Raw genomic sequence first — 22910 nt, 5'->3', positions numbered from 1 at the left:
GGGTTATGAGCCCAACGAGCTACCAACTGCTCCACTCCGCGATGTTATTTCTTAAATGCGGTGCAAAGGTACGGACTTGTTTTTAGAAAAGCAAATATTTATGAAAGAAATATGAAGGCTTTTATATTTCTTTAAAAGAATCGATCTGTGAGAAAGGATCGATATGGAGAGAAATGGAGATAAGGAGGCTTTTCCAATGAATTTGAGACCTTATATTTGTGTAGTATCAAGAAAAACAGTACTTTTGCTCAGTTTTTTATGAGTTGTGCAATAACGAAAGATGACAGTATTAAAGACGAGAGCTAAACTGGTAGATGTGGCCCGGCAGCTTTTTGCGAAGAAGGGAGTGGAAGATACAACGATGAACGACATTGCTCAGGCTTCGAAAAAAGGACGGCGCACACTTTATACTTACTTTAAAAGTAAGGAACAAATCTACATGGCGGTAGTGGAGTCTGAACTGGAAATGCTTTCCGACCAGCTGGAAAAAGCGGCTGGAAAACCGGTGTCACCGGATAAGAAGATTATGGAACTGATTATGACGCACTTGGATGCCATCAAGATGGTGGTGTATCGTAACGGTACGTTAAGGGCCGATTTCTTCCGGGATATTTGGAGAGTGGAGGCCATGCGCAAGGAATTTGACCGGAAAGAAGTGACTTTGTTTCGCCGTATCCTGCAGGAAGGTAAGGAACAAGGACTGTTCGACATCGACAATGTGGAGATTACGGCCGACATCTTGCATTATTGCATAAAAGGTATTGAAGTGCCCTACATTCGCGGACAGATTGGTGAGGAACTGGATGATGAAACCGGATGGCGTTATGTATCGAAAATTGTATCTGGCGCATTGGGGTGTAAAGAGAAAGAAAAATAATCATATCGTTTAATTAAAAAATAAAGAAAATGGGATTATTAACTGGAAAGACAGCCATTATTACTGGTGCTGCACGTGGTATCGGTAAAGCTATTGCATTGAAGTTTGCTGCGGAAGGAGCAAATATTGCGTTCACAGACTTGGTTATCGATGAAAACGGTCAGAATACAGAAAAAGAAATTGCTGCTTATGGCGTAAAAGTAAAAGGATATGCTTCTAACGCAGCCAGCTTTGAAGATACGGCAAAGGTCGTAGAACAGATTCACAATGATTTCGGTTCTATCGATATTCTGGTAAACAATGCAGGTATCACAAAAGACGGTCTGATGATGCGAATGAGTGAATCACAGTGGGATGCTGTGTTGACTGTGAACTTGAAGTCTGCATTCAACTTCATCCATGCTTGCACTCCGATCATGATGCGTCAGAAACACGGTAACATCATCAACATGGCTTCTGTAGTAGGTGTACACGGTAACGCCGGACAGTGCAACTATTCTGCTTCTAAGGCTGGTCTGATTGGTCTGGCTAAATCTATTGCACAGGAATTGGGTTCACGCGGTATCCGTGCCAATGCCATCGCTCCGGGCTTCATCATCACTGACATGACTGCGAAATTGTCTGATGAAGTGAAGGCCGAATGGAACAAACGTATTCCTCTGCGTCGTGGCGGTACACCGGAAGATGTAGCCAACATCGCCTTGTTCCTGGCTTCTGACATGTCTTCATACGTTTCAGGACAGGTTATCCAGGTTGACGGTGGTATGAACATGTAATACAAACCATAATAATATTATAAGGTGAAGAATAGGGAATAGGAGAAAGAGGCTTTCTTTCATTTCCTGTTCTTCATTTTTTGTTTATGACAGTAGTTTACGAAGATAATCACATTATAGTAGTCAACAAGACTGCTTCTGAAATTGTGCAGGGCGACAAGACGGGCGATGTGCCCTTGTCGGAAACTGTAAAGCAGTATTTGAAGGAGAAATACGCCAAGCCCGGCAATGTGTTTCTGGGGGTGACGCATCGTTTGGACCGGCCGGTCAGCGGACTGGTGGTATTTGCCAAGACGAGCAAGGCCTTGAGCCGTTTGAACGAGATGTTTCGCAATGGGGAGGTCAAGAAGACCTACTGGGCCATTGTGAAGCAACCGCCCAAGGAAACCGAAGGAGAACTGGTGCACTATCTGGTCAGAAACGAGAAGCAGAACAAGTCGTATGCCTACGATAAGGAAGTCAAGAACTCCAAGAAAGCGGTACTTCATTATCGCCTGATAGGCCGTTCAGACAATTATTATCTGCTGGAAGTCGATTTGAAGACTGGACGTCATCATCAGATACGTTGCCAGCTGGCCAAGATGGGGTGCCCTATCAAAGGAGATTTGAAGTATGGTTTTCCGCGCTCCAATCCGGATGGCAGCATCTGTCTGCATTCCCGCAGGGTACGTTTTATCCATCCCGTATCCAAGGAACCCATTGATTTGATTGCTCCTCTTCCTGAAGGAAATTTGTGGAAAGGATTTGGCATGTTGTAAAATCTAAAAAGATAAGAAGGAGACGCTTCACAGCGTCTCCTCCTGTTAACACATAGGCATCTTCATTTTATCATGAGATTGTAAAATAATTGAGAGTTCAATTAATTTGAGGTAAACAATCTCAGAACTTTATTCTATGGGGTTGGGTTTAGCCTAGTTTGTTTGGGTTGTTCATTGTTTTGTTTATCTGTAATATATAGGACAAAACGCGTGCCAAACGTTCAGAAGCCTTCTGGAGGGGGTATGGGAGTGAAATGTTGTGGAATAAGTGTGGAACGTGTGGAATTTTTCCACACGTTTATTGTGGAATCTGGTACAATTTCAGTTTGTTGTAAAGTGTTTTCCGGTCAATGCCCAGTAAGGCGGCAGCTTTGCTTTTGTTGTTTCCGGTCTGTTGGAGGGCTTTTAATATCCGGTGTTTTTCGGTTTCTTCATCGTGTAGCATGAACGATTCTTCAGGTTCTACTTTGTCATCTTCAGTCAATTTTTTTTCGTGGATTTCCTCTCCTAAGTCTTTCGTCGTGATGAATTCTCCCTGAGCCAGTAAGGTAGCCCGTTTGACCACGTTCTTCAACTGACGCAGATTGCCGGGCCAGGAGTATTTTTGCAGGGCTTCACTGGCTTCTGCATCGAAGCCGATGAGGGAGCGGTCCAGTTCCCGATTCGCCTGGTCCAGGAAAAAGTTGGCAAACAGCAGAATGTCTTCCGGCCGGTCTTTCAAGGCTGGCATCTGCAAGGTAAATTCGTTGATGCGATGGTACAGGTCTTCCCGGAAGTTTCCTTTGGCAATGGCTTCCTTCAGGTTCTCGTTGGTGGCGCTGATCAGACGGACGTCCACTTCTATTTCTTTGGTAGAACCGATGCGGCGGATACGGCGTTCCTGTAGGGCACGCAGCAGTTGCACCTGTACTTCGTAGCTCAGGTTACCGATTTCATCCAAGAACAACGTGCCTCCGTTGGCTTCCTCAAAGGCACCGACCTTGTCACTTAGAGCTCCTGTAAACGAACCTTTTACATGGCCGAAGAATTCAGAAGCAGCCAAGTCCTTGGGAATGGAACCGCAATCGATGGCAATGAAAGGCTTGTCTGCCCGTTTGCTGAGTTGATGGATGCGGTGAGCCACATACTCCTTGCCGGTTCCGCTGGCACCGTTGATGAGTACGGACATTTGGGTAGGTGCTACCAGGCTGACATAATTATACAGCTTTCGTGCCTCTTCGCTCTCTCCTTCCAGAAAACTGTGCGTCGTCTGCGAAGCATTTTTCTTCTTCTCCGTCGCTGCCCCTGAAGGTTCCGGCTGGATGGCCTCCTTGATTTTCTTCAGCAGTTCATCGGGCTGTATCGGTTTGGAGATATAGTCCGTGGCTCCTTCTTTCATGGCCCGTACGGCACTCTGTATTTCTGCATAGCTGGTCATGATGATAAAAGGCACCTCATTCTGCTGTTCCCGCAGCCAGGACAGCAGGCACATTCCGTCCTTGTCCGGAAGACGCAGGTCGGAGAGAATCAGGTCAAAACTGCGCGTACCCAGTAGTTTGCGTGCTTTGGCCTGTGTGCTCGCAGTTTCCACTTCAAACCCTTTTTTCCCCAGCCATGTTTTTAGCATGGTAGAGAAAGTCAAATCATCTTCAACGATTAAAATAGACGGAATCATATTTTTTTATTTAATTGCTTTTACAAAGATAATCTTTTTTACGATACTCTTTCTATATCCTTCAAGATTTTGCATTTCAGGATTTTTTGTGTCTCTTCTACTACCCGAGTGGCAGCCTGCGCAGCCTTTGGAGAATAGGTATGCGTACCTCTCTGTTGTTCCAGCCATTGGAGGGAAGGAATAGCCTGCCGGGCTTCAATCATGAGGAAAGTAGGCAGCATCTTGTGGGCTACGGCACAGAGGGTATCCATGTCTTCCGCTTGCAGGGCCGCCTGTATCTTTTCCAGGTTCTTGCGGGTTTCCTGCACAAACGTTCGGAGGATTTCTTGGGCTGCCTCCGGGTCATCTTCCGAGAAGGCAGTCAGCGGAGTAAAATTGTAGGTTTCTTCCGTGTTCTCTTCTTTGGGAAGCGGGGAAGGCTCTTTTTTTGACGTATCCAGTTCATGCCAGGATAAGACTTCTTTCAAGACACTCTTCAAGTCCGACTGGTTGAAAGGTTTCTGCAGCATGCCGGCAAATCCTTTTTGTCGGAAGTCATTCTTGTCCATGTCGCCACGTGCAGTAATGGCAATGACCGGAATGGATTGTGCCTGCGGCAGAGGCAGGCTGCGGAGATGTTTCAACAATTCAAATCCGTTCATGGCCGGCATTTGGATGTCGGTAAACAGGAGGTGGAAAGTCTGTGCTTGTAACTGTGCTACGAGCTCTTCAGGCTGTTCACAGCACACCGTTTCTATTTTCAGCCCTTTCACTTCTTCACTCACGTTATGGAGCATGGCTTCCGTGAGGTGCATTTGTATCCGGTCGTCGTCGATGATGAGTACCCGAAGCAAGGTTTCCGGAATGGACAGAGATGGCTCTGGTATTGGAGACACCGTCTTGGGAGAAATAGAAGGCAGGGGGATGGATACCTGGAACGTGCTGCCTTCTCCCGGGGTACTTTCTACTGTAATTTTGCCCAACAGCAGTTCCACCAGTTTGCGGGTAATGGACAGGCCGAGTCCGAAGCCTTCCTGTCCCTGGGCACTGCGCAGACGGGTAAATTCTTTGAAAATCCGTTCCTGGTCTTTGGCCGTCATGCCGCATCCCGTGTCTGCCACACGAAATACAAACTGGTTGCCGTGGTAGGCTGCCTCCAATGTGATTTTACCTGTTGCCGTGAATTTCAAGGCATTCGACAGCAGGTTCTCTACAATCTGCCGGATACGGAAGGGGTCACCTTCCAAGGTAAGTGATGCCGGAAGATGCTCCTCGAAAATAAGCTGCAGGTTCTTTTTCTCCGCAAGTGGCAAGAAGCTGTTGTAAATGTCGGTCAGCAGTTCGTGGGGATTGAATGCCACAGGATGCAGGTCCATTTTGCCTGCTTCCAGCCGGTGGTAATCCAGCAGGGAAGTGACGAGGGCCAGCAGATGTTGGGCCGAACTCTTCATGTTCGATAAGTAGAACTGCTGTCTCCGGTCGCGAACCAGTCGGATGAGGAGATCGATGTAGCCGATGATGGAGCCTGCCGGAGCCTTGATGTCGTGGGTGATGGTCAGCATCAGTTTTTCGCGGGCCACCAATAAGTTTTCGGCATAGAGCTTGGCTTTTTCCAGTTCCCTGCGGTAATGGTTGTTGCGGGTAATGTCACGGGCAATGACGATGGAGAATATCAATACCAGGACAAAGGCGGCGATGGCAATCTTGGCCATGGTCTCGGCTGCATTCTTCCGAATTTCTTCCTCCTGTGCCAGTTTGATTCGGGCCGCTTCTTGTTCGTCCTGTTCGATGTTTTCCAGCAACTGGTTGACACGCTGGCTGAGGCCGCTTCCAATCACACGGAGATTGTTGATCTGTGCGTTCAGCATTTCAGTTTCTTTTTGCCGGGTCTGGAACACCTTGTGCTGGATACCCGTAATCATGTGACTGATGGTGTCGACGGGGTTGTACACCTCATCGAGCGTATCGGTATATTCTTCCTGTATCACGTTGCTCACCTGAGTGGAATCTTCCTTGCCTGGGGCGAATACATCGGCCAGGCGTTTGAAGAATCCTTTCTTTTTGTGGTGGATGGTGTAGGAGTTGTGGTGCGTGATGACCTTTCTCCGGATATGGGGGGTACTGAGCAAAGAATCCTGCTGGGCAATCAGGCTGTCCAGCTGTTCCTGGTAAATTTGGTCGGTCGGGGTGTTCCGCATGGCTTCCAGTACCGCATACATGTTCCACTGTTTGTTATGAAGTAGGCTTCTCACTGTATCCAGACGGGCCTGCTGCAAGGTGTCTGTCAGAATAATCTCCAAGGTATCGATAGAGGCATTCACCTCTTTCATGGCTTTCAGGTAATGATAATATTCGTTCAGCTTGCCAGTACGCAGAGTTTGTCCAATGATTTCTGCATCATATAGCTGGCTGATGATGCGGTGGGTGATGTGGCGGCGATGTTCCAACTGTTCGTTCAGGTTGGAAGGAGTGGTGAGCAGGTTCATTTGCTGGATGGTATAAGTAAATGCTCCCAGCAGCAGTCCGATCAGCACGATGTAGCCGAATACGATTTTGGAAGAAGTGGAAAACATGGTTTAACAGCGTTGTTTGGTTTTATATCTGAACCGTAAGTAGTACATGATTCCGGCACTGGTGAGTCCGAAAGGAAAAGCCGCCCAGATTCCGGTGACGCCCCATTGGCAGACAAATCCGAAGAAATAACCTGCCGGCAGTGAAATCAGAAAATAGGCGATGAACGAGAACAGCATCATGGGACGCACGTCGGCAATCCCTCGCAGGGCGTTGGCAAAATTGATTTGCAGCCCGTCTCCAAACTGGTAAATCAAGAAAGGAATGATGACTTGGGCCACCATGAGGCTCACGGCCGCATCGTCTGTAAACCAGCCTCCGATGTGGTGGCGGAGGAGGAAAATAGGGATACCAGTCAGCACAATCATGACGAGAATGATATGGAACCCCATACGGGCTGTGCGGCGTACGTTCTCCAAGTCTTTCTGTCCGAAAAAGTAGCTGATGCGTACGGATACGGCAGCCCCCATGCCGTAGTACATCATGAAGCACACCTGCGATACCGCCATCATAATCTGATAGGATGCCAGTGCCGTACTGCCCAGCCAGCCCACCATGATGGCACTGAGGCTGAACGAGGCGGTTTCCATACCCATCTGTCCGGCAATGGGCCATCCTAATTTGTTCAGTTGCCCGAAGTCGGACTTATTGAGGCGTCCTTGCATGAATCCTGTTTTGAATGCTTCGTAGCGGGATGTGCCGAAGAAGAGAATCAGGTAGGCCACTACCATGAGGATGCGAGAGGTCAGGGTCGCAATGCCGGCACCTAACAACCCTAATTCCGGAAATCCAGCTTTCCCGTAAATCAACAGGTAGTTTCCCACGATGTTCAGCACGTTGCCCCCCAACAGAATCCACATGGAAATACGGGTGTCGGTAATGCCGTCGGTAAATTGTTTGAATCCGTTGAACCACAGTATAAAAGGCAAAGAAGAGAGCAGTACCAGATAATAGGGCCGCATCACCGGAAGCAGTTCTTCCGGCTGTCCGAGGTGTTCCAGGTTCCAGTAAAGTACAGCCATGACCAGGCAGACGATGACAGCCAGCAAGGTATTGGCAGCCAGGCTGTTTTTCAGCACCTGTCCCACCGCCTCATGGCGTCGCTGCCCGAACAGGCTTCCCACGATGGGAGTCAGTCCGTAGCTGAATCCCGTACTGAAAATGATGGCCAGGTTGAACATGTTGTTCACGAAACTGGCGGCCGCCAGTTCCTGCGTGCTGTGGTGCCCAATCATCAGGGTATCGGCAAAACCCAGTACGATGACTCCGATTTGTCCGATGACGATGGGAATACCCAGCCAGAGAAGTGCCCGGTAGTTCGATGATTTCATGAAATAGCCTTGTAATAAAGAATGCTGCAGTTTTCGGGTACGAAGCATTTGGCAGAAACCGCTTGAATCTGTGTGGCTGTGACGGCGCGGTATTTGTCCACTTCGTCATTGATGTCTTCGGCTTTGCCTGTCAGTTCAAAAAACGCCAGGTTGGTGGCCACGTTCAGGTAGTTGATGTTGTTGAAAATCTGTTCGCTTTCGTAACGGTTCTTTACTTTCTCCAGCTCCTGCGGACTGACGGGCACGGTCTTCATCTTGTCGAGTTCCTTCCAGATGGCCTCTTCGGCCTGTTCCAGCGATACGCCGGTAGCCGGTTTGCCGGTGATGTGCAATAACCCTTCGTCCAGGCTGCCCGAAATATAGGCATCGATGGACATGAACAGCTTTTGTTCCTGTACCAGCGACTGTACGAAGCGGGAAGAACGACCGTTCGACAGGATATCCGTAATCATGTCGTACACATAATAATCCGGGTGCATGCGGTTGGACATGTGGAAAGCCATGTAGATGGCATCCACGGGCACTTTTCGTTCCACCGTCTTGCGACGGATGGCCGTCTGCGGTTGCTCTTTCGGCAGCTGACGGGGGGTAATCTTCCGGGCCGGAATCGGACCAAACCATTTCTCGGCCAGTCGGACTGTTTCTTCAAAGGAGATGTGTCCCGTGACGGCTAAGATGGCATTGTTCGGGGCATAAAACCGATAGAAGAAGTCCTTTACCTCTTCCAGGGTGGCATGAGCGATGTGTGAAATCTCCTTGCCGATGGTCGGCCAGCGGTAAGGATGCGATTCGTAGGCCAGTTCGCGTATCAGGTGCGAAGCGTCGCCGTACGGTTGATTCAAGTTACGTTGTTTGAACTCCTCAATGACTACCTGCCGTTGCACCTCCAGGCTTTTCGGGTTGAAATCGAGGCTGAGCATACGGTCGCTTTCCAGCCAGAAACCCGTTTCCACGTTTTGGAACGGCAGGGTGATATAATAATTCGTAATGTCGTTGTTGGTCCAGGCATTGTTTTCCCCGCCGGCATTCTGTACCGGTGTGTCATAGTCGGGGATATGAAGGGAGCCTCCGAACATCAGATGCTCGAACAGATGGGCGAATCCCGTGTGCGACGGGTCTTCATCGCGGGCTCCCACGTCGTACAGCAAGTCGAGGGCGACCATTTGGGTAGAGTCGTCCTCGTTGTGTACAATCCGCAGCCCGTTGTCCAGGGTATAACGGTTAACTTGAATCATGCGGTTCTCAGATTATTCAATCACAGTTGCTTTCAAGATACGTACGTCGGTTTCCGGACGGTCGGCACGATTGGTCTTGACTGCCTGAATCTTGTCGATGACATCCATACCTTCAGTTACTTCGCCAAATACCGTGTAGGCACCGTCCAGATGAGGAGCTCCTCCCACGGTGGTGTAGGCTGCAATCTGTTCACGACTGAACTTCAAAGCCGGTTCCTTGGCCACGATGGCACGTGCCTGCGCTTCCAGGCTGTCCTGCAGTTCCAGCAGTCCGTCGTTGTCGCCAGCTTTCCGCATCTTGTAGATTTCTTTCATGTGCTTGCGGGCCAGTTCGTTGAATACGTTTTCCAGACGGGCATCGTTCAACTGGTTTTCCATGCTGATCATCTGTGCTTCCGAGAATTTCCGTCCGGTGACAATGTAGAACTGGCAGCCGGAAGATTCCTTCTTCGGGTTCACGTCGTCTCCTAAACGGGCTGCAGCCAGTGCCCCTTTCTTGTGGAAGAATTTCGGGTTGAATTCGGCCGGAATCGTATAGCCTACGTCACCGTTGCCCAATGTGGTTGTATCGGTTGCCGTCTTGCTCTGCGGGTCACCTGCCTGAATCATGAAGTTCTTGATGACACGGTGGAAGAGTGTGCTGTCGTAAGTACCTTCCTTTACCAGCTTGATAAAGTTGTCGCGGTGTTTGGGCGTTTCGTTATACAGTTTGACCGTGATGTTGCCCATGGTCGTTTCCAGACGTACAAGTGTTTCGTTTCCAGTTTCCATATCGGTTGTCTTTTTTTGATTGCCCGTGCATGCCATCAGGCAGCAGGCCATCAGTGTGAGTAAAATAGATAATCTTTTCATGTCCCAAAAAAATGATTGTGCAAAGGTATAAAAAAACTCTTTATTTTTCTTCTGGAACAGCAGCTATATAGACTCGGTGTGTGCGTTGTCCTTTGGCCTGTATGCCGGAGTCAGGAGTACGGCTCCAAGTTTGCAGTTCGCGGGCCGCCGTGGTATGGCTCAGTCCGGTCAGTTCCATGTAGTCGGTTACGGTCAGGTAAGGATGGTTTTGCAGGAAGTTTTGAGCTATTTTCAGCCGTTTTTCGCTGTTATGTCGGGAAATTTTCAGTCGGGAAGTACCATTTTCTCTTTCCAAGGTGCAGTGCTGGTTGGTTTTCTGTATCAGTTCCTTGTCGGCCCGGAAGTTGATGTTCCGCACTTGGATGCTGCGGGCGTTGCGTCGGGTGTCCCCTTCGGGGAGTTCAGCTTCTTTGCCCTTGGTCAGTCCCAATGAAGGTGTGAAGGTGCCTATCTGGTCAAGTTTGACGGAGTAGCCTCGGGCCATTTCGCGGGTCATGGCTTCGTGTAAGGCTATCAGCATGCCTTTGAGTTCGCCCGCACTGTAGCTGCTTTGCTTGGCAATTTCATTCACCAGTTCTTCTGTGCTGCATTGGCCTTTGATAATCATTCTCGGATAGAGGAGTGTTTCGTCCTCGTTGTGCAGGTCTTTCATTTCCTGCATGGTGTAAGTTGCTGCCATCGTAAGTAATAAATTTAAAGGTTTCAACAAATTCTTTCTTTTCCTTCGGCAAATTCTCTGTTTCATTGTGCGGGATTTGTATTTCACAGTGTGAAATATATATCCCACACTGTGGTTTTTGTATCCCACAGTGTGAAACAGAGAATTCTCCTTGGTGAAGATAGTTAAATTCAAGGGGAAATGCAAGAATGAGGGCGGGGAAATTTGCGCTTACAGGCTCATCACTTCCTGCTCAAAGTTCTCCTTGTCTCCCTTGGCTCGGTTGCGTATCTTGCTTCGGTAATTGTAGACCGTGGCCAGAGAGTAACCTAAGAAATGGGCAATCCGGTTGGCATCGGTCACTCCTAGTCGGATGAGGGCAAAGATGCGGAGTTCGGTGTTCAGTATCTCGCCTGGTTTGGGTTCAATTTTGCCTTCATCGGTAAGCAAATTGTTGAAGTCGCGGATGAAGTGGGGAAACAGTTCCAGGAACGATTTATCAAATTCGTTGTAGAAATTCTTGCGTTCTTCGCGCAGGAATTGTTCCGAACGGATAGCCTTGAACAATTCTTCGATGCGGGATGCCATGGCCAGTTTTTCGAGAGAACGCCGGTATTGCTCCAGTTTGTCCAGGTAGCTGACGCAACGGTCCAGGTAGCGTGCGATGTATACTTCTTTGATTTTTCCTGTTTGCTGCAGTTGTTTGTTGACTGCCACGAGCTCTTTGTTGGTTTGTGACAAATCTTTTCGCATGGCGGAAAGTTTTTTCATTCCATGATATAAATAGAATGCCAGTACAATCAGCGAGATAGCTAACAGGCTGAGACTCAACATTAAAATCCGTCCCATCCGTTTTTCTTGTGCTTTCTTGTCCGAATAAGCCTTGTCGATGATGGGATAGAATTCTGTCACCTCTAAAAAACGTAGGCGGGCATTGCAGGCCACTGCGTCTTGCATGGAACAGCTCACGTAAGTATAGGCTCTTTCCGGATTACCCTGATGATATACCAGCCGGGCGAGTCTCTGTAGGGCGGCATACTCTCGTACAGAGGAAGTCAGGTCGATAAGGGCGGTTTGTGCCAGATAGTAGACTTCCATGTCTATGTCTTTTTTGGCTTCATAGGCCAGTGAGAGGGTATAGAATGCATAGGCTTTTTCTTGCTGGCCTAAAGAGGACGTGAGCACCTTGTTTAAAAGGGGGATTGCTTTGTCGGGATGTCCCTCCAATATTAGTTTCTCGGCCAGAATAATTTGGTGGTTATTACCTTTTGGGATGATTTCAAGAAGAGAATCACGGTAAAGTGCGGTTTGACGCAGGTATTTCTCCTGAACAGTTTTGTCCACGGTGTTGTCGGCCATCCATCCATAACAGGCTCTGATGGTGAAATAATAGTATTCTCTGTTTGGAGAATTTAGCTGATGAGGATTGATGGCTTGTAATTTGGCTAAGGCCTCGTTGTACATACCCATTACTCCTCTTACTTCCGCATGGTTAATCATTATTTCGATGTCCCGGTCCGGATGCCTTTGCAAAGAATTGTAGTATTCCTTGCGTTTGATGTACAGGCTGGCAGAATCTGCCTGATAATGAAGATAGAGATTGAAGAGTTCTCCACAGAGTTTGTATTTTTCTTCATTGCTTGAGGCATAATGTAAACGTTGCTTGAGCTGTTCTATTGCTGCTTCCCGTTCGCTTCGGTATTTTTCTTTTTGAGCGATGACTTTGTCAAGTTGTACCAATATCCGCTCGTTGGAGGTTTGTGCGCAAACAGTGGTTTGCAAGACGTCTCCTAATACGAGAAGTAGAAGGTAAAATCGTATTTTCATAGCCTTAAGGTTAAATAGAACGTATTATCTCATTTATATTTTTATCACTGAAATTTTTATTAGCATACAGTTAATCAGAATATTAGCTTCTGTATGCATTTATATTTTGTTTCCAAAGATAAGAAATCTTTTTTCAGGAATCTATTTTTGCGATGAAAAACATTCAACCTCAATATCATGAAACATACATTGATTTTATGGGCTGTGTTCCTCTTCGTGTGGGGAATGGGGCAGACTGCCCGGGCCATGGACGTAAAGAAAATTGCTCCTTCGTTCTGGTGGGCAGGAATGAAGCATTCCGAATTGCAGATTTTGTTGTATGGTGACGATTTGGCTTCTTCCGATGTAACCGTGTCGGGAGAGGGAGTTTATTTGGAGGAAGTCGTGAAGCAGGACAATCCGAATTACCTGTTGCTGTACGTAGATTTGTCGGAAGCAAAGGCGCAGACTTTCCATATCCAATTAAAGAATGGAAAGAAGCTGCTTCAGATTCCGTATGAACTGAAGGCGCGTATGCGAAAAGGAGAAGATGTGAAAGGGTTTACTTCCGAGGATGTGCTGTATCTGATTATGCCCGACCGCTTTTCCAACGGGAATCCGGATAATGACGTGGTGAAAGGCATGAAAGAAACGAAGCTGGACCGCACGGATTCGTTTGCCCGTCATGGAGGAGACCTTCAGGGCATCTCGAACCATTTGGATTATATTGCCGATTTGGGAGTGACGGCCATCTGGTTGAACCCGACGCAGGAAAACGACATGGAGGGCGGTTCTTATCATGGATATGCCATTACGGATTATTATCAGGTAGACAGACGCTTTGGCAGCAATGAGGATTTCCGTGACATGGTGGACAAGGCACATGGAAAAGGCTTGAAAGTGGTGATGGATATGATTTTCAACCATTGCGGCAGCGAGAACTACTTGTTTAAGGACAAGCCTTCGAAAGAGTGGTTTAATTTTCATTCCAATTATGTACAGACTTCGTTCAAGACAGCGAGTGTGATGGATATTCATGCCAGTGGGTATGAAAAGAAGATTGCTACCGATGGCTGGTTTGCTTCTGTGATGCCTGATTTCAACCAGCGTAACCGTCACGTGGCCCGTTACCTGATACAGAGCAGTATCTGGTGGATTGAATATGCCGGCATCAACGGCATCCGGCAGGATACGCATCCATACGCGGATTTTGATTTTATGAGTCAGTGGTGTAAGGAGGTGTTGGAGGAATATCCTTATTTCAATATTGTAGGAGAAACTTGGCTGAACAGCAATGTGCTGGTTTCTTACTGGCAGAAAGACAGTAAGCTGGCTGCTCCGTTGAATTCCAATCTGCCGACGATAATGGATTTTCCTCTGCAGGCACTCATGAATCAGGCTTTCGATGAAGAGACCGGTGAGTGGGGAGGAGGTCTATATAAACTGTATGATTATCAGACACAGGATTTGGTGTATGCGAATCCGATGAACTTGCTGACCTTTTTGGACAATCATGACACTTCGCGTTTTACCCGGACGGATGAGATGGCTCAGAATCTGAAGCGTTACAAACAGGCTTTGGTCTTTTTACTGACTACCCGTGGGATTCCGCAGATTTATTACGGAACGGAAATCCTGATGACCGGTGATAAAGGAAAAGGTGACGGTGACTTGCGTAAAGATTTTCCGGGCGGATGGCCGGGCGATGTCCGCAACTGTTTTGAGGTCAGCGGACGGACACCACTGGAGAATGAGGCATTCGAGTTTACGCGCAGATTGTTGAACTGGCGAAAGGGAAACTCGGTTATCGGAAAAGGTACGCTGAAGCATTATTCTATCTGTCAGGGAGTGTATGTCTATCAGCGGGAATTCAATGGCAAATCGGTGGTGGTGGTGATGAACGGAACCGATTCTCCGAAAGAACTAGATCTGACTCCTTATAAGGAAATTCTTCCGGTAGACAATGCGCGGGATGTGCTGACGGGGAAGCAGGTGAATTTAGGAGGGAAATTGGCGTTGGAAGGACGAGAAAACCTTGTGTTGGAGTTCTAATGAATTTCTATTTTTAAGCTTTGTCTTATCTGTTAAGTAGCTTATTTATAAATAATTAAGTATTTTGTGGGTTTCTATTTTTCTATTTACGAATATCAAAATTGAGGAGGAAGCTTAATTTTGCTTTCAGTAACTGAAAAACATAAACCTAATTAAATTAATACCGCGAAAAACGTATGAAAACAAGAAAAACTTTTGCCTTTGTAGCGATGTGTTGTTGTGTACTTCTGGCACACGCACAGAAACTGACTTCGCCGGATGGTAATCTGGTGATGGATTTCAGTTTGAACCAGAAAGGAGCTCCGGTGTATGAGCTTACCTTTAAGAACAAACAGGTTATCAAGCCCAGTACTTTAGGATTGGAATTGAAACGGGAAGACCCGGAAAAACGGATTGGCTTTGAATGGACGGAACGCAAGGATAAGGAACGTGTAGATGAAAAGACCAACCTGATGACCGGTTTTAAAGTCAGAGAAACGCATACTTCTACTTTTGATGAGACTTGGCGTCCGGTGTGGGGAGAAGAGAGTGAAATCCGTAATCATTACAATGAGCTGGAAGTCACACTCGACCAGCCGGAAAATGACCGTTATATCGTGATTCGTTTCCGTTTGTTCAACGACGGACTGGGCTTCCGCTATGAGTTTCCTCAGCAGAAGAACCTGAATTATTTTGTTATCAAGGAAGAACATACGCAGTTTGCCATGACAGGCGACCATACTGCGTTCTGGATTCCGGGCGATTATGACACACAGGAATATGATTATACGACTTCCCGCCTTTCTGAAATTCGTGGAAAGATGAAAGAGGCGGTCACTGAGAATTCTTCACAGTTTGTGTTCTCACCGACAGGGGTACAGACTGCTTTGATGATGAAGACGGACGACGGATTGTATATCAACCTGCATGAAGCGGCTTTGAAGGACTATTCTTGCATGAGCCTGAACCTGGACGACAAGAATCTGGTGTTTGAATCTTGGTTGACTCCTGATGCCAAAGGGGATAAGGGCTATATGCAAACGCCGTGTACTTCTCCTTGGCGTACCGTCATCGTAAGTGATGATGCCCGTAATATTCTGGCTTCACGCATCACCTTGAACTTGAATGAACCTTGCAAGATTGCAGATACTTCTTGGATTCATCCGGTGAAATACATCGGTATCTGGTGGGACATGATTACCAATAAAGGAACTTGGGCTTATACGGATGATTTGTCGAGTGTGAAATTGGGTGAGACGGATTATTCCAAGACTAAACCCAACGGAAAGCATTCGGCTAATACCGCAAACGTAAAGCGTTACATTGATTTTGCAGCCAAACATGGTTTCGATGCCGTGTTGGTGGAAGGATGGAACCAGGGCTGGGAAGACTGGTTTGGCAAGAGCAAGGACTATGTGTTTGATTTTGTAACTCCCTATCCTGACTTTGACGTGGAAGAAGTGCATCGCTATGCAGCCAGCAAAGGGGTAGAAATGATTATGCATCATGAAACATCGGCTTCTGTACGTAACTACGAGCGTCACATGGACAAGGCATATCAGTTTATGGTGGACAACGGATACCATGCGGTAAAGAGTGGCTATGTGGGCGACATCATTCCGCGTGGGGAACATCATTATGGACAATGGATGGTAGATCACTATCTGTATGCAGTGAAGAAAGCGGCCGACTACAAGATTATGGTGAATGCGCATGAGGCTGTTCGTCCGACCGGATTGTGCCGTACGTATCCGAACTTGATTGGCAATGAGTCTGCCCGTGGTACGGAATACGAATCCTTTGGAGGAAATAATGTGAACCATACGACCATTTTGCCGTTTACCCGATTGATTGGTGGCCCGATGGATTATACACCCGGTATATTTGAACCGGATTGCAGTAAGATGAATCCGAATAACAAGTCGCATGCACGTACTACTCTGGCACGCCAGCTGGCTCTTTACGTGACGATGTACAGCCCGTTGCAGATGGCAGCCGATGTACCCGAGAATTATGAACGCTTCATGGATGCCTTCCAGTTTATCAAGGATGTGGCAGTAGACTGGGACGAAACCAAATACTTGGAAGCAGAACCGGGAGAATATGTCACCATTGCCCGCCGTGCCAAAGGCGCTACCGACTGGTATGTGGGATGTACGGCCGGATATAACGGTCATGAATCAAAACTGTCTCTTGATTTCCTGCAGCCGGGCAAGAAATATGAAGCTACCATTTATGCTGATGCAAAGGATGCCAGCTGGGACAAAAATCCGCAGGCTTATACCATTACCAAGAAAAAAGTAACCAATAAGACCAAATTGAACCTGAAAGCTGCTGTGGGTGGAGGTTACGCCATTTCCATCAAGGAAGTGAAATAAGAAATAATAAGGGAAAGATTGTGGTTCTCAATGGGTATTGGAATCCCGAATTTAGGTAACACTTTAATTTAATAATATGGAAATAAAATTGAACAATGCGAGTAAATTCCTGTCTGTATGGATAGTTGGAATTTTACTTTCCGTACAGGCCTTTGCACAAGGTCTTACCGTGAAAGGAGTTGTAAAAGACAATGCCGGTATGGGAGTCATCGGAGCCAATGTGCTGGTGAAGGGAACTACTGTGGGTACGATTACTGATTTTGATGGTAATTTTATGTTGGAGGCTAAAAAGGGAGATGTGATTGTCATTTCTTTTATCGGTTACAAAACGCAGGAGCTTCCAGCTACAGCTACCATGAATGTGACACTTCAAGATGATACGGAAATGTTGGATGATGTGGTGGTTATCGGTTACGGCTCGGTAAAGAAGAATGACGCTACTGGTTCAGTGACGGCCATCAAACCGGATGAATTGAGTAAGGGTATTACTACCAATGCACAGGATATGTTGACCGGAAAGGTAGCCGGTGTGAGTGTGATTTCCAATGACGGTACTCCGGGTGGAGGTGCACAAATCCGTATTCGTGGAGGTTCTTCATTGAATGCCAGCAACGATCCGCTGATTGTGATTGACGGGTTGGCTATTGATAACAGCGGTGTCAAGGGTATGTCGAACGGGCTTTCCATGGTGAATCCGGAAGATATTGAGACGTTTACAGTGCTGAAAGATGCTTCGGCTACAGCCATTTATGGTTCCCGTGCTTCCAACGGTGTTATCATTATTACTACGAAGAAAGGAAAGAGCGGTCAGGCTCCGAGGGTCAGTTACAACGGTTCAGTTTCCGTATCCACCATTCAGAAGAAATACGATGTGCTGAATGGAGACGAATACCGGGCATACGCCCAGCAGATTTTTGGCGATGAGTTGCCGGTGTCGCTGGGTACGGCCAATACCGACTGGCAGGATGAGATTTTCCGTCCAGCCGTCAGTACCGACCATCATGTGTCTATCAACGGAGGGCTGAAGAATCTTCCATATCGTGTTTCATTGGGATACAGTTATAACAATGGTATTTTGAAGACATCCAATTTCCAGCGTTTTACCGCATCGGTTAATTTGGCCCCTTCTTTCTTCGATGACCATTTGAAGGTGAATGTAACGGCCAAATACATGAATGGAAAGAACCGGTATGCAGATGCCGGAGCCGCCATTGGAGGTGCGCTTTCCATGGATCCTACTCGTCCGGTATATGGCGGTGACAGTATGTATGACGTGTTTGGAGGTTATTATCAGAACGCACAGTCTACTTCTGATTTTTCGGATCCGGACTGGCGGTATACGGCGAATAAGAATACGCCGCAGAATCCGGTGGCAGCTTTGGAACAGAAAGACGACAGTGCTAACAGCAACGATTTCGTAGGGAATGTGGAAGTGGATTATAAATTCCATTTCTTGCCCGACCTGCATTTGCATGCCAGCTTGGGTGGTGAATATGCAGACGGTACGCAGACTACCATTTATTCACCCTATTCATTCTCTTACAACTATTATGGGAATACTTCGGCTGTGACTGAATACAAATACAATTTGTCGTATAACGTATATGCACAATATATCAAGACATTGGGTGCACATACCTTTGATATCATGGCCGGCGGGGAGGAACAGCATTTCCACCGGAATGGGTTTACCATCGGGAATGGAGTGGATCCTTATACCGGAGAAATTCATGATGCCGTGTTGAAGGAACAGACGGCGTATGCTACCCGCAATACGTTGGTCTCTTACTTTGGACGTTTGAACTATACGTTGTTAGATCGTTACCTGTTCACCTTCACTATGCGCTGGGATGGTTCTTCCCGTTTTGCTGACGGAAACCGCTGGGGTACTTTCCCCTCTCTGGCTTTAGCTTGGAAGATGAAGGAGGAAAACTTCCTGAAGGATGTCAATTTCCTGTCTGACTTGAAACTTCGTTTGGGATGGGGTATCACCGGACAGCAGGATGTGAGCTCGGATTTCGCCTACATGCCGTTGTATGTGGTAAGTGACGATTATGCACAATATCCGTTTGGAGACACATATTATCATACTTCGCGCGCCAATGCCTTCAATACGGACTTGAAGTGGGAACAGACTACCACCTATAATGCCGGATTGGATTTCGGATTCCTCAACGGACGTATCAGTGGTAATGTGGATGGATATTACCGTGAAACAAACGATTTGCTGAATAGTGTGAAGATTCCGGTGGGTACGAACTTCAATGCACAAATGTTGCAGAATATCGGTTCTTTGAAGAATTACGGTATGGAATTTGCCTTTAACGTGAAACCGGTGGTTACGAAAGACTTTATGTGGGACGTAACTTATAACTTTACCTGGAACCATAATGAGATTACCAAGCTGACCGGTGGAGATGATGCAGATTATTACGTAGAAACGGGTAACAGCATTTCCCGTGGTAACAATACGAAGGTGCAAGTCAACAAGGTGGGTTATGCAGCTAACTCTTTCTATGTGTACCAGCAGGTATATGATGAAAACGGCAATCCGATTGAGAATATGTTTGTCGACCGCAATGGGGATGGCATCATCAACAGCTCTGATAAGTATATCTACAAGAAACCGGCAGCTGATTTCATGATGGGACTTACTTCGAAGATGACCTATAAAGACTGGGATTTCAGCTTTTCTTTGCGTAGCAGCCTGAACAACTATGTGTATTACGACTTTTTGGCTGGAAAAGCGAACGTGAGCAGCTCGGGATTGTTCTCTAACACAGCGTATTCGAATACTACCCCGGAAGCCATTGCTTTGGGCTTTACAGGAAAAGGAGATTATTACATGAGCGACTATTTTGTACAGAATGCTTCTTTCCTGCGTTGTGACAACATTACACTGGGATATTCGTTTAAGAATCTGTTCAAGACCTCGGCCTATAAGGGCATTGGCGGACGTGTGTATGCAACGGCTCAGAATCCGTTTATCATCACCAAGTACAAGGGGCTGGATCCGGAAGTGCAGAGTGGCATTGACTCTAATCCTTATCCGCGTGCCTTCACGTTCCTGCTGGGAGTTAATTTACAATTCTAATTTATGAAAACATTAAGACGTATGAGAACTAATTATTTGAAACATATATTTTCAGCGGCATTGATCGTTGCCGTTTCATTGGGAAATGTATCGTGCATCAATGACTTGGATATCAGTTCCATTGACCCTCAAAGTTCTTCCAGCTTTGATCAGGAGGGGGCTTTTGTCAAGCAGTATGCTTTGCTGGGGCTGACGGGACAGAAAGGTCTGGCAGGTAATCCCGACCTGGATGGACAGGATGAAGGAGAATCCGGATTCTATCGTACCATCTTTAATTGCCAGGAATTGCCTACCGACGAATGTGTATGGGTATGGCAGGACAACGTGGATATTCCTCAGTTTACCAGTATTGCGTGGAATTCTTCCAGTCAGCGTACCGAGTGGGTGTATGTGCGTTTGGGTTATGACATTACTCAGATGAACTTTTTCTTGGACCAGATTGCTGACAAAACGGATGAGGAATCCCTTCGTCAGCGTGCGGAAGTGCGTTTCTTGCGTGCCTTGCACTATTCTTATTTCCTGGACTTGTTTGGAAAGGCACCTTTCAAGGAGCATTTTGACAATGAATTGCCGGTAGAAAAAACGGGGAAGGATTTGTTTGATTACATCCAGAAAGAATTGGATGAATGTGAAGCGGATATGTATGAGCCGGGTCAGGCTCCTTTTGGACGTGCAGACAAAGCAGCCAACTGGCTGTTGAGGGCTCGTGTTTACTTGAACGCGGAGGTGTACACCGGTACGGCAGATTATGAAGATGCCAAGACGTATGCGGATAAAGTGATCAATAGCGGATATTATGAATTGTGCGATGACTATAAACTGATGTTTATGGCCGACAACGACCAGAATGAAAAGGCGATGAAGGAAATCATTCTTCCCATTCGTCAGGACGGTATGAAGACCCGAAACTATGGTGGTTCTACTTATTTGGTATGTGGTACGCGTACGGGTGGAATGCCTCACATGGGTACAACCAATGGTTGGTCTTGTATCATAGCTCGCAATTCGCTGGTGTATAAGTTCTTTGAGGAAGGAAGCGTGCCGATGATTCCGGAAGATGTAGAAGTGCCTGGGCAGAGCGATTTTGCCAATGATGAGGCTATTGATGCTTGGGATGCCCAGTATGGCGTGCGGACACAGGACATGATTCAAGCAGCGGGTGATGACCGTGCTATGTTCTATTCGGGTGCAGGTGGCGGACGCAGAACAATGGATCCGAAATCCATTACTGGTTTCCAGAGTGGGTTGTCTATTGTGAAATGGCAGAACATCCGTTCGGATGGAGCTTCTACCAGCCACACCGAATATCCGGATACGGATATCCCGTTGTTCCGATTGGCAGAAGCTTATCTGACCCGTGCGGAAGCCAACTTCCGGCTGAATCAAAAGAGCCTGGCCTGGGAGGATATCAAGACCTTACGTGCAAAACGTGGCTGTGTCAAGCAACCTGCCTTGAATGACATTACTGAGATGTATTTATTGGATGAATGGTCACGTGAATTCTATCTGGAAGGACGTCGCCGTAGTGATTTGGTACGTTTCGACTGCTTTACCACCGACAAGTATTTGTGGGATTGGAAAGGGGGCGTGAAAGAAGGTAAGTCGGTTAGTGACATTTACAATGTCTATCCGATTCCTGCCACAGACTTGAACAATAATACGAACATGCACCAGAATAAAGGTTATTAATCTATTAGAAGCAAGTAACATGAAAAAGATATTATTTCCCATTTTGTTGTTAGTCGGATGCGGACTTCCGTTACTGACGGCTTGTAATACAGACCGAGACGATAATCCGACATTACAGGAAGCAGAGACTTTTGTACTGGAAACTCCGGAGGACAATGTATATGATTTAGGAGAGGCTCAGGATACGATTGTATTGAATTGTGTGCAGCCTACTTATGGCTTTACGGCGGCTACGACTTATAGTGTACAGGTTTCACTGAATGAATCTTTTGTAGATGCCACAGAAGAAACCGAAGCTAATTACAAGACTTTGTCGACGACTTATACTTCCACCTCCATTGCATTGAAGCCTGCAGAGCTGAATACGGCTGTAGTGGATTTGTGGAAGCAGGCGAACCCGGAAGCAGATGCGTATATTGGCACGGTAACTCCGGTATATTTCCGGCTTACGGCAGTGATTACGGGTAGTGAACTGGGCAGTTCGGTATCGAATGTGGTTAAAGTCAGCCAAGTGAAACTGGGCGAGGTCGTCTCTACTTTGGAGCCGCCTGAGGCAATGTATCTGGTTGGTTCCAGCATCGGAACGGCTTGGGGAACGTGGCAACCGATGGTCAGTGTGAATGGGCTGGCTGGAGAGTTCTGGAGTATGGTTTATTTTGATGCGGGTGCCGAATTTAAATTCGGTAAGTTTGAACAAGACTGGAACGGTTATTCTAATATCTATCAGTTTGAAGATCATGCGGGAGCCGGACTGTCAGATAATGGAGGTAATATTAAAGTCGACAAAGCTGGATGGTATATTGTCTATTTGGCCGCTGCCGTGAATGGAGAAGAGTATCAATATACCATGAGTTTTTATGAACCTAATGTGTATGTGTTTGGAAATACGGTGGGCGACTGGAACTACAATGAAGCCTATAAGTTTTCTGTTCCGGAAGATAAGAGTGGCAGTTTTGTCTCTCCGGCTTTGACGGCTACGGGTGAAGTCCGTATGTGTATTAAGGCGAATACAGACTGGTGGCGGCTTGAATTTACCTTGAAAGATGGTGAAACTATCTTCTATCGCGAAAACAATGCGGTCAATAATGGATGGACTGATTTAGGAGCTGAATATTCTTTGACGGCCAATCCAGGTCAGAAAATATCGTTGAATTTTGCAGATGGAACAGGAACTCTTGATTAGATATTGAGGTTTTGATATATGGAAATGTCTCTCTTCAC

The 22910-nt window shown here is 46.9% G+C and carries 15 protein-coding genes; 8 read left to right on the top strand and 7 right to left on the bottom strand.

All coding sequences use genetic code 11. The features are described from left to right. Positions 1 to 280: 280 nt before the first annotated feature. From RDP42_RS03005 to RDP42_RS02995, 3 genes are all read left to right on the top strand, one after another. A complete protein-coding gene (locus tag RDP42_RS03005; protein ID WP_303916737.1) occupies positions 281 to 877 on the top strand; it encodes a TetR/AcrR family transcriptional regulator in 597 nt (198 codons plus the stop codon). 29 nt (positions 878 to 906) lie between these two features. After that, positions 907 to 1653 carry a 3-oxoacyl-[acyl-carrier-protein] reductase gene (fabG, locus tag RDP42_RS03000; RefSeq protein WP_072543560.1) on the top strand — a complete coding sequence of 249 codons (747 nt, stop codon included), beginning with the start codon at positions 907 to 909 and terminating at the stop codon, positions 1651 to 1653. Positions 1654 to 1739: 86 nt separating this feature from the next. Continuing rightward, positions 1740 to 2411 (top strand): RluA family pseudouridine synthase, encoded by a 672-nt coding sequence (locus tag RDP42_RS02995; RefSeq protein ID WP_204473692.1) that lies wholly within the window; start codon positions 1740 to 1742, stop codon positions 2409 to 2411. Between the two features lie 298 nt (positions 2412 to 2709). Here the strand turns inward: RDP42_RS02995 and RDP42_RS02990 are convergent, their stop codons facing one another. The 7 genes from RDP42_RS02990 to RDP42_RS02960 form a co-directional block, all read right to left on the bottom strand. After that, the gene (locus RDP42_RS02990; RefSeq protein ID WP_308762467.1) at positions 2710 to 4065 is read right to left on the bottom strand and encodes a sigma-54 dependent transcriptional regulator; all 1356 of its coding nucleotides are present in this window, start codon (positions 4063 to 4065) and stop codon (positions 2710 to 2712) included. Between the two features lie 38 nt (positions 4066 to 4103). Next, positions 4104 to 6617, bottom strand: coding sequence for an ATP-binding protein (locus tag RDP42_RS02985; RefSeq protein WP_308762466.1), 2514 nt, complete (start codon positions 6615 to 6617; stop codon positions 4104 to 4106). A 3-nt stretch (positions 6618 to 6620) separates the two neighbouring features. Beyond that, entirely contained in the window at positions 6621 to 7946 is a 1326-nt protein-coding gene (locus tag RDP42_RS02980; RefSeq protein ID WP_308762465.1) for an MATE family efflux transporter, read from the bottom strand. Next, positions 7943 to 9181, bottom strand: a complete 1239-nt coding sequence (locus tag RDP42_RS02975) for a pitrilysin family protein (protein ID WP_308762464.1) — start codon at positions 9179 to 9181, stop codon at positions 7943 to 7945. Before RDP42_RS02975 ends, RDP42_RS02980 begins: the two co-directional genes overlap by 4 nt. A 12-nt stretch (positions 9182 to 9193) precedes the next feature. Continuing rightward, on the bottom strand, positions 9194 to 10033 hold the full coding sequence (locus tag RDP42_RS02970) for a peptidylprolyl isomerase (RefSeq protein ID WP_204473700.1): 840 nt from the start codon (positions 10031 to 10033) through the stop codon (positions 9194 to 9196). A 40-nt stretch (positions 10034 to 10073) separates the two neighbouring features. Beyond that, positions 10074 to 10712: an HU family DNA-binding protein gene (locus tag RDP42_RS02965; RefSeq protein WP_308762463.1), complete on the bottom strand. Its 639-nt coding sequence runs from the start codon at positions 10710 to 10712 to the stop codon at positions 10074 to 10076. A gap of 210 nt (positions 10713 to 10922) precedes the next feature. After that, a complete protein-coding gene (locus RDP42_RS02960) occupies positions 10923 to 12518 on the bottom strand; it encodes a DUF6377 domain-containing protein (protein WP_308762462.1) in 1596 nt (531 codons plus the stop codon). A gap of 177 nt (positions 12519 to 12695) precedes the next feature. On the opposite strand from RDP42_RS02960, the gene RDP42_RS02955 reads away from it, so the two are divergent. The 5 genes from RDP42_RS02955 (at position 12696) to RDP42_RS02935 (ending at position 22872) form a co-directional block, all read left to right on the top strand. Next, positions 12696 to 14549, top strand: coding sequence for a glycoside hydrolase family 13 protein (locus RDP42_RS02955; protein ID WP_308762461.1), 1854 nt, complete (start codon positions 12696 to 12698; stop codon positions 14547 to 14549). Positions 14550 to 14725: 176 nt separating this feature from the next. Beyond that, positions 14726 to 16906 carry a glycoside hydrolase family 97 protein gene (locus RDP42_RS02950; RefSeq protein ID WP_308762460.1) on the top strand — a complete coding sequence of 727 codons (2181 nt, stop codon included), beginning with the start codon at positions 14726 to 14728 and terminating at the stop codon, positions 16904 to 16906. A 76-nt stretch (positions 16907 to 16982) separates the two neighbouring features. Continuing rightward, complete coding sequence (locus tag RDP42_RS02945) at positions 16983 to 20000, top strand: TonB-dependent receptor (protein WP_308762459.1); 3018 nt, start codon at positions 16983 to 16985, stop codon at positions 19998 to 20000. A gap of 21 nt (positions 20001 to 20021) precedes the next feature. Continuing rightward, positions 20022 to 21689: a starch-binding outer membrane lipoprotein SusD gene (susD, locus tag RDP42_RS02940; RefSeq protein WP_308762458.1), complete on the top strand. Its 1668-nt coding sequence runs from the start codon at positions 20022 to 20024 to the stop codon at positions 21687 to 21689. A gap of 19 nt (positions 21690 to 21708) precedes the next feature. After that, positions 21709 to 22872: a SusF/SusE family outer membrane protein gene (locus RDP42_RS02935; RefSeq protein WP_308762457.1), complete on the top strand. Its 1164-nt coding sequence runs from the start codon at positions 21709 to 21711 to the stop codon at positions 22870 to 22872. Positions 22873 to 22910: the final 38 nt, after the last annotated feature.

Source organism: uncultured Bacteroides sp. (assembly GCF_902472605.1).
In the GTDB taxonomy this organism is placed as follows: domain Bacteria; phylum Bacteroidota; class Bacteroidia; order Bacteroidales; family Bacteroidaceae; genus Phocaeicola.
This window is presented reverse-complemented; position numbering and strand designations above follow the sequence as displayed.